Source organism: Xenorhabdus khoisanae (genome assembly GCF_001037465.1).
In the GTDB taxonomy this organism is placed as follows: Bacteria; Pseudomonadota; Gammaproteobacteria; order Enterobacterales; family Enterobacteriaceae; genus Xenorhabdus; species Xenorhabdus khoisanae.
In genome coordinates this window covers 1-5073 of record NZ_LFCV01000187.1, presented here as the reverse complement: position 1 = coordinate 5073, position 5073 = coordinate 1, and the positions used below count along the sequence as shown (strand labels likewise).

The following is a 5073-nucleotide window of genomic DNA, read 5'->3' as shown; positions in this document are numbered from 1 at the left end:
GTGCCAGCAATCTGTCCAGCGCCTGCACGCCCAGCTGTACAAATGAATCCAGCGTGGCTTTCAATTTACCAAATGCCAGAATACCCAACTGCGCAAAGAAATTCAGGCTCGCTTTTAATTCAATAAAAGCCCGAATTCCTATCTGGGCAAAGAGATCTAAACTGGTACTTAATTTATTCAGTGCCTGAATGCCAATCTGAACAAATACATTTAGGCTGGCTCTTAATTGCACAAAAATGCTAAGCCCTAATTGAGCAAATAAATTCAGTTTTGCACTGAAATTTGCAAACACTTGAATGCCTAATTGGGTAAATATTGCCAGACTGACTTTTAATGAATTAAATGCTTTGATACTAATATTGCCAAATATTTGTATATTATTAATTAATGTTTGGAATGTTACCTGTACAAAACCCGTCGTTAAGTTCAAAACCCCATTAATTTTATTCAACATGTTAAATAAAATATTTATTTGAGGATTAATATTAATAACTAGCTTATCTAACAATTTAAAATTGTTAGTCATATTACCTGTAACACCCACATTCACTTCATTTGTATTGCCAGATGAACTTTCCTTACTGATACTTTGGGTTATTTGAGTAATATTGACTGATTGACTGGCAGCGCTCACCTGCATTACTTTTGAGGAATTCTGCCGCACAGATAAAGATTGTACAATTCTTTGATTATAGGCTTTGAGATCGGCACGCATACGCGCAGTTTCCTGCGCATATCCGACTATAGGTTTTAAACTCTCAATGCTCTTATTGAGCTTTTTAAACTGGTTATGGATTTTATCTACTGTATCCGCCAGCTTTTTTTGATGCCGCTGAAAAGGTTTAAAGGAACTGGTCAGCTTTCCAACGGCACTCAATACCTTGTCTAGCTGAGACTGTATATTACTCATTTTCTGCACCACTTCTTAAAATGGCCCGATGTCGCCAGTCCAACAGTTCCGGCAATGACATTTCATCCGTCACTGCCGGTGACCAGTGAAAAACGGTGGCGATATCCGCCACCAATTCATCAACCGTTAATCGTTCTGGGAATCGGACTTGACCGACTTCGGCAACAAAAAATTGACCACCTCCACACTGAGATTAATCAGATCACCAGGTGACATCATCATCAGGTCACTTTTGGTCAATGCAGGGGTGGTAACACGCGGCAGAACAAGCAGCATAGAATCCACATCCATTTCCAGCAGCGCCTGTAAACGTGCACCGCGCAATGCACCGCTGTTAGGTTTGCGTACCATCACTTCCGTGATTTCGCCGTTGCCTCGCGCCAGTGGTGCTTCCAATTCGATGGTGCGCAGATCGTCATTTTGAGTATTCAGTGTTTCTGTCATGGTTCAACCTTGTTTATCCGATTAAAAGCCTGTCTCAACAAGCACGACTAACGTATTGATGAGACAGGAAATAAGTTTTAAAAAATTTAATTGCTAAAAGAGCGATTAAAAAAGACCGATAGCGCGGCGATGTTGCTCCAGACGATCTTCTCCGCCCACTTTCTCAACCATGTTGATGGTGTCAATTTCAATCAGTTCTTCGCCATCCCATGTCAGTTTGAAATAAGTGTTTTTGGCGGTGATTTTGGTCTGAGTGTTATCACCTTGTTTATAAGTACCGTGATCAAACTCCTGGAAGCGACCACGCATCACAACTTCAACTGCAACTACGTCACCCGTATCTTCGCGTTCAAAAGAGCCGGCAAAACGCAGCATGACGCCATCCGCTTTCGCGATGCCCCACTGTTTGTACAGTTGAGATTCAACACCGCCCAGAGTGAATTCAGCATCCAGGGCGCCTTCATCCAGACCCAGATCCACCATTGCACTGCCGTTCATGCCAGCGCCACGGTAGGCTTCCAGCTTGCGGCTCAATTTAGGAAGAGTCAGTTCTTCCACAATGCCCTGATAGTTGTTGCCATCGTTGAACAAGTTCAGGTATTTAAGTTTGCGAGGTAATGCCATCAGTCAGCCCCTTATTTATTGATACTTTTCGCGAAATCCATCAGGTAACTATCTGTAATGCGCTGGCGTAACATCATGTCTTCCAGTGGCGGTACAGGGGTATAGTCGTAATCGATGGTCAATTTGCCTGCTTTCAGGGTGTCTTTATCGTTGATTTTGTCGTCGTACCAGCAACGACCATCAATGATGTAGCCACCCGCTTTCAACTCGCGGAACTTGGCATTGATACCTTCGATAATATCGCGTACCAGCGATGGGGTCAGCGGCTTGTCGATTGCCCACATATGCGCGTCAGCCATGGTGTCAGCCAGAACCTGAGCAGTACGGGTGTAACTTTCGAACTGGAACAGTGCGTCATCAGAACAGGTGCGTGAACCCCAGAAACGGAAACCGTTTTTACGGATCAGCGTAGTGATGCCAGCTTTGTTCAGCAGATCAGCGTCAGTCGCGGTATCTTGCAGATCCCAGAAGACATCAGCGGACAGACCAGTCACACCGTTGACACCAACGTTGGACAGGGTTTTGTGCCAGCCAGTTTCCTGGTCGATCTTAGCGCGCAGACCCAAAGCACGAGCGGTTGCAAAAGCAATCGCTTCGCTGTTGGTGACAGTATCCCAGCTCAGGAAGTCAGGCCAAATCAGCATCAGCTCACGATGCTTGAAGTTTTCACGATATTTGATGACTTCTTCGATTTTTTTGCAGCCATAAGCGCTCACATACGCCATTGCTTTCAGTTTCTCGGCAATAGAGGCCAGTTCAGTAGCCACAGCTTTTGAATCCAGACCCGGAACACCCAGAATGCGGGGTTTAACACCGAGCTGGCTTTGCGCAGCCAACAGTGCCTGCAGACCGGTTTTCTTACCTTCATCAGTGACACCACCGATGATGTTAGAAATGGTTGCTTCTTCCGACTCGCCCTCAGCCACACGAACAACAACAGTGACTGGTTGAGCCTGGGCTGCGATTGCTTTCAGTGATGCGAACAAAGTCCCTTTTTTCCCAGCCTTACCACTGGCGCTCATAACGTCAGTCAGTAATACCGGTGTGTTTAATGGAAATGTTTTTTCGTCTGCGTCAGGTGCAGTACAGACCATACCCACGATAGCGGTGCTAACGGTTGTAATGGTGCGCGTACCTTCGTTGATTTCCTGTACACGGACTCCATGATGATAATCTTGTGCCATATTAGCGTTCTCTCCTGTTAAGGTGTGGGAGTATATTGACGCAATAGGCATTTAAAATCATGCGGTTGGCAGTGTCTGGTGGATGGTACAAATGGGATAGATGTAAGGTGTTGTTCTGGTTGGAGAACGCCGTTGGAAAGAATTAGATTTTGGTGTTTAAAAAGATTTTACTGCTCAATCTTGAACATGTTCTGGATTTCAGCATCTGCTGCAAAAAAGTCCTTATCCATAGTAATGAGTTTCTGGTATCCGTCGGGGCTCTGTCATTGGGTATTGTGGGAAGTGGTTAGAGATCGCCGTCGATAGCTTGATCTGTATTTGCCTGTATGACCATAAAATTGCCTCTACTAGCTAATTTATCGACATGATGCTGTAAACAGAAGTCGCCGTCAAAGAATACCGGATATGTTTTTTTTTGCCCTCTTTTTCGGTGCGAAATTTGTTCTTTTTTTGTGTTGTTCAAGTCAATTGGCAGTTTTGGTTATTTTTTGGTGAGGGGAAAACATTGGATATGATTAAGGCCACACATTGTGTGGCCTTAACAAACTAATTCAGAATTGAATTACTTCCAAACACAGTAAAAACGCTTAGTTTTACCCGTTTGCTGTAAGACTTTAATCAGTTCATCAACGGCTGAGTTTTGCTCATTACTATATGCAGTCCCCCATCCCAATCCGTTCTCGAAACGAGCGGTAGTAGGCTTTCCTAAATTATAGGTAACGTTATCGACTGTTACCTGCAGATTTTTTTCCTTTATCTCACTGGCATACTGCAAGTCATTCATTTTTTCAGAGAAGAAATTAAAGCGGATATATTGGAACTTTTGGTAAATATCAGCTACATCGCTAACAACGAATGCCGTAACGGTTTTAATATCAGTGTTATTTCGAATCATATTTAAGCTACCAAGAAGTGATGGATCATAATGAGGTCCCCCTTTCTCACCTATATACCCCCAAGTTCTTTGCGCTCCCCATGAAGATATGGACATGTCTGATTTAAGATCAAAAACCAGATTTTCTCTCTCTTCAGGTGTTATCGCTTCTTGAATCAACACCCAATCGCAAGCCATCAGATCTTCTTGTATCGGCTGCCAAGGTGCCCAATTGCCGTGTTTATTGCTCTTATCAATATGGGATAAATAATCGAACTTGCCTTCGGTGTCGGTACGGCGCGGGACAAAGTTTAGCTGTTCCTTGTCAGCCCAGTCACTGCGACGCACTTTCTTGCCCAGTTTCAATTGAATCAGCGCCCAATAGAAAGAGCCTTCTGGGGCAACAATCTGCTCGCCTTTATAATTATTGGGATCAAACGGACATTCATGCTCAGGGTTCTGGTTTTCAGTTTTAATTGTTTCAGACATATCTTTTTCCTTATAGTTGAAAATCAATCAGAAAGCGAAACCTTGAAAATTTCGCTTTCCTCTGCGGATAAGCAGTCTGCACAGATTAATGAATGTTGGGATGGATTTTAATTGATTGTCCTTGTCAGTCTCATCGTACAAATGGTGACTGTAAAAAGTGTTATTTTTCTGCGGATTAACAGGGAGAGATAATATTTGTTATTCTGGTTCCAAGTGCCAACGTCATTATCAGGTCACGGGCAAATATATTACGTATGCGCTTAATACGTTAACCCAGCTGTAGCTGGTCAAAAAATTTTGGAAAAGGATTGATTGAGAGTCAATATTTCGGTTCAAAATTTGTTCTTTTTCGTGTTATTCGAGGTTATTGAGGAAGTTGGTTGTTTTTTAGCAAATTAAATAGATTCATTTTCACCACTATTTTTAAAGCTTTTAAGTTAATGACAAGGATCTTAGCTTGGATCGTAATGATCTAATTCTTGTAGAAAACCTCGGTTTGGTAGAAACCCAAAAATTGGCGGCTGGGGCATGGTCAAAATCTATTATTG

At 43.0% G+C, this 5073-nt stretch carries 5 protein-coding genes and 1 pseudogene; all 6 read right to left on the bottom strand.

From position 1 onward, the window contains the following. A pseudogene (locus AB204_RS19735) lies at positions 1-910 on the bottom strand (phage tail protein); the annotation flags it as partial. Beyond that, positions 903-1022 carry a GpE family phage tail protein gene (locus tag AB204_RS19730; RefSeq protein WP_011144425.1) on the bottom strand — a complete coding sequence of 40 codons (120 nt, stop codon included), beginning with the start codon at positions 1020-1022 and terminating at the stop codon, positions 903-905. The gene AB204_RS19730 and the pseudogene AB204_RS19735, both read right to left, overlap by 8 nt. A 14-nt stretch (positions 1023-1036) precedes the next feature. Beyond that, positions 1037-1354: a phage tail assembly protein gene (locus AB204_RS19725; protein ID WP_047965097.1), complete on the bottom strand. Its 318-nt coding sequence runs from the start codon at positions 1352-1354 to the stop codon at positions 1037-1039. Positions 1355-1459: 105 nt separating this feature from the next. Further along, the gene (locus AB204_RS19720) at positions 1460-1978 is read right to left on the bottom strand and encodes a phage major tail tube protein (protein ID WP_047965096.1); all 519 of its coding nucleotides are present in this window, start codon (positions 1976-1978) and stop codon (positions 1460-1462) included. Between the two features lie 11 nt (positions 1979-1989). Further along, a complete protein-coding gene (locus AB204_RS19715) occupies positions 1990-3162 on the bottom strand; it encodes a phage tail sheath protein (protein WP_047965095.1) in 1173 nt (390 codons plus the stop codon). 562 nt (positions 3163-3724) lie between these two features. Further along, positions 3725-4525 carry a DUF2829 domain-containing protein gene (locus AB204_RS19710; RefSeq protein WP_047965094.1) on the bottom strand — a complete coding sequence of 267 codons (801 nt, stop codon included), beginning with the start codon at positions 4523-4525 and terminating at the stop codon, positions 3725-3727. Positions 4526-5073 lie beyond the last annotated feature (548 nt).

What these genes read in the sequence shown, in the direction of transcription:
- AB204_RS19725 (WP_047965097.1), bottom strand. Translation starts at nt 1,354, where the DNA reads ATGACAGAAACACTGAATACTCAAAATGACGATCTGCGCACCATCGAA.
- AB204_RS19720 (WP_047965096.1), bottom strand. Translation starts at nt 1,978, where the DNA reads ATGGCATTACCTCGCAAACTTAAATACCTGAACTTGTTCAACGATGGC.
- AB204_RS19715 (WP_047965095.1), bottom strand. Translation starts at nt 3,162, where the DNA reads ATGGCACAAGATTATCATCATGGAGTCCGTGTACAGGAAATCAACGAA.
- AB204_RS19710 (WP_047965094.1), bottom strand. Translation starts at nt 4,525, where the DNA reads ATGTCTGAAACAATTAAAACTGAAAACCAGAACCCTGAGCATGAATGT.